Consider the following 3,065-nt stretch of genomic DNA (forward strand, 5'->3'; position numbering starts at 1 on the left):
CCTTCCTGCCCTTCGGGCGACTCGTAGAAGAGGTCGACCGCGGACAGCCCGAGGTTGCTCAGCCCCGCCTGATGATCGGTGTCGGCGTTGAACGACTGCTTGAGGAAGCGGATAGCCGTGGGGCTCAGCGCGGCGATCTCGGCCGCCCAGGACTTGGCTTCCTCGAGCAGTCGATCGGCTGGGACCACCGTGTTGACTAGACCCCAACGCTCGGCTGTTTCGGCGTCGTACTGCCGGCACAAGAACCAGATCTCGCGAGCCCGCTTCTCGCCGACCACCCGTGCGAGGAAGGCCGAGCCGAAACCCGCGTCGAACGACCCCACCCGTGGCCCCGCTTGACCGAAAGTGGCGTTGGCGGAGGCGATGCTGAGATCACACAAGACATGCAGCACGTGACCGCCTCCGATTGCGGCCCCGTTCACGGCGGCGATCACCGGTTTCGGGATGTCGCGAATCAGCTTGTGCAGATAGCCGATTTCGAATAGTCCGCTCTCGGTGGGGCCGTAATCACCGGTCTCTGCGCGCTGTTTGACATCACCACCCGCGCAGAACGCCTTGTCACCGGCGCCGGTCAGGATGACAACGCGCACGGCGGTGTCGGCCCAGGCCGAACGAAAGGCTTTGATCAGTTCCTCGACCGTCTGGCCACGAAAGGCGTTGTAACGCTCGGGTCGATTGATGGTGATGACGGCGGTCGCGTTCTCCACCGAGTAGGTGATGTCGTCGTAGTCGGCCATTGGCATTGCCTTTCGGTCGTGGATCAGTGGGAGGGCAGTACAAGGTCGGCGGCCAGCGCCTGCAGGCGGTTCTTGTCGACCTTCCCGCCGGGATTGATGGGAAGCTCGTCGACGATCAGCAGGTGTTCGGGGAACTTGAATTTCGCCAGACCGTGGTGGTCGAGGAACTCGGTGAGATCCGACAAGGTGGGCGGTTGGCCACTGGCGACCACGACGGCACAGGCGCGTTCGCCCAGTCGCGCATCGGGCACGGGGACAATCGCCACCGCCGCCACTGCATTGTGCTTGATCAGAACCCTTTCTACCTCGAAGGGAAAGATGTTCATGCCCCCGCGCAGGATCATGTCCTTGGCGCGTCCAACGATCCTGAGATATCCGGCATCGTCGAACTCGCCGAGATCTCCGGAGCGGTACCAGCCCTCGGCGTCCCAGTTGGCCAAGTCGTAATCCGGCTGGTTCAAATATCCATAGGTGTTGTTGGCGCCGCGCCAGAACACCTCGCCGGTCTGGCCCTGAGCCACCACGGTGCCGTCGGGCGCCCGCAACTGGACTTCCTCACCCGCGCAGACCCGGCCGACGGTGGTCCATCGGGCCCACTCGGGATCGTCGAGGGTTGTCATGGTCGGCACACCGCCATCGGTGGTGCCGTAGACGTTTTGGACTTTGCAGCCCATCCGTCGTTCGATCTCCTCAGCTACGCGGGGCGGCAGAGGTGCGCCGGCGTTGTTGAATCGCGTGAATGCCGAGAGGTGGGCCGACTCCAGATCGAGGTCGAGCATCATGACCATCTGGGTCGGTATCGCGGTTGCGAAGGTACACCGCTCGCGCGTGATCAGTTCCAGCGCCGGCTGCGGGCGCCAGTGCTCGAGCATCGCGCTCGTCGCACCGATCAGCAGCGGCATCAGGATCGCGAAGATGTAACCGGTGGATCCCTGCCCGGCCGGTGCGATCGCGGCCGCCACGTCCTCGCGGGTAAGCCTCAACGCCTGGGCAGTCTGGTGCACCAGCAGCGTGATCATGTCGTTGCCGCTCCACAGTGACGCCTTCGGCACACCGGTGGTACCCGACGAGCACATCACGTGCGCCGGCTCATCCGGATCGGCACGCAGTTGGTGCGCGGTGGCTGCGTCCAGCGGTTCGGTGGCCCGGATCAGCGCTTCGAACCCGTCGGCGGCTCCCGTCCGGGCGTAGAGCACCTCGCACAGATCCGGCAGCGTCGCCCGCAAGTCGTCGTGCAGCGCCCGGACGTCGATATCACCATCGGATTCCACACCGATTAATACCTGCGCACCAAGCGTTTCGAGCAGTGCGCCGACCTCCGCGCGGCGCCATCGGGTGGGCATGGCCACGATGTAAGCGCCGATGCGGTTGGCCGCCAGGTGGACCAGGGGTAGCAGGCCGCAGGTCGGCAGCTGCACAGCAACCGGATCACCCGGTTTGACGCCGAGGTGCAAAAGCAGATTGGCTGCCCGCCGGGTCAGATCCGCGAGCTCTCCGTAGGTCCAGCGGACATGGTCGTCGATCAGCGCCATTCGATCCGGGTCGCGGGCCACATGCTCGTCGAACACCTCAGGCAGTGTTTGGTCGCCCCAGATGCCGGCTTGGCGGTACCTCTGCGCCTGCTCCTCGTCGTGCCAGCGGTGGATGACCTTGTTCTTCATCGGGTGAATCCCGGTGCCACCATCGTGTTTCGCAGTCGTCCCACACCCTCGACTTCGGTTTCAACGATGTCTCCGACCGCGAGGTAGCGAGGTGGCTTGCGGATGAAGCCGACGCCGGACATGGTCCCGGTGAAGATCAGGTCGCCGGGGTAAAGCGTGCAGTACGTGGACAATTCGGCCACGATGTCAGGCACCGAATAGATCATCCGTGACGTGCGGGCGTGCTGCACTTGCTCACCGTTGACCCAACAGGTGATGCCGATGTCGTCGGGGTCGGGCAACTCGTCGGGCGTCACCAGCCACGGCCCGGTCGGGCCGAAGGCCGGGTAGGACTTGGCCAGACCCCATTGGCTGGCGGCCATCTGCCGCTCCCGCTCGGAATAGTCCTGGCCGCCCATCACTCCGGCGACGTGGTCCCACACCTCGGTCTTGGCCACGCGGTGTGCCACTGTCCCCATGACGACGACGAGTTCAGCTTCCCAGTCCACAGTGTTCTTGGGCAGCGGGACGTCCGCGTTCGGCCCGGCGATCGAGGAGGGGAACTTCGAGAAGACCTCCATCACCTCGGGAAGGGTGAAATCGGCTTCCTCGGCGTGGTCGGGATAATTTGCGCCGATCGAGAAAACCTGGCGCGGCCTTGGTGACGGTGCTCCCAGGCTCTGCTCGT

The 3,065-nt window shown here is 64.7% G+C and carries 3 protein-coding genes; all 3 read right to left on the reverse strand.

Going from position 1 to position 3,065, the window contains the following annotated elements; all coding sequences use genetic code 11:
- Positions 1-737: enoyl-CoA hydratase-related protein (locus tag AC2VOU_RS05830; protein ID WP_486956517.1), on the reverse strand; the 737-nt coding region annotated here is incomplete at its 3' end.
- A 23-nt stretch (positions 738-760) separates the two neighbouring features.
- Entirely contained in the window at positions 761-2,398 is a 1,638-nt protein-coding gene (locus AC2VOU_RS05835) for an AMP-binding protein (protein WP_486956518.1), read from the reverse strand.
- Positions 2,395-3,065, reverse strand: a 671-nt coding sequence (locus tag AC2VOU_RS05840) for a fumarylacetoacetate hydrolase family protein (RefSeq protein WP_486956519.1), incomplete at its 5' end; no start/stop codon positions are given. The genes AC2VOU_RS05835 and AC2VOU_RS05840, both read right to left, overlap by 4 nt.

It is taken from the genome of Mycobacterium sp. TH-M25 (assembly GCF_057473665.1).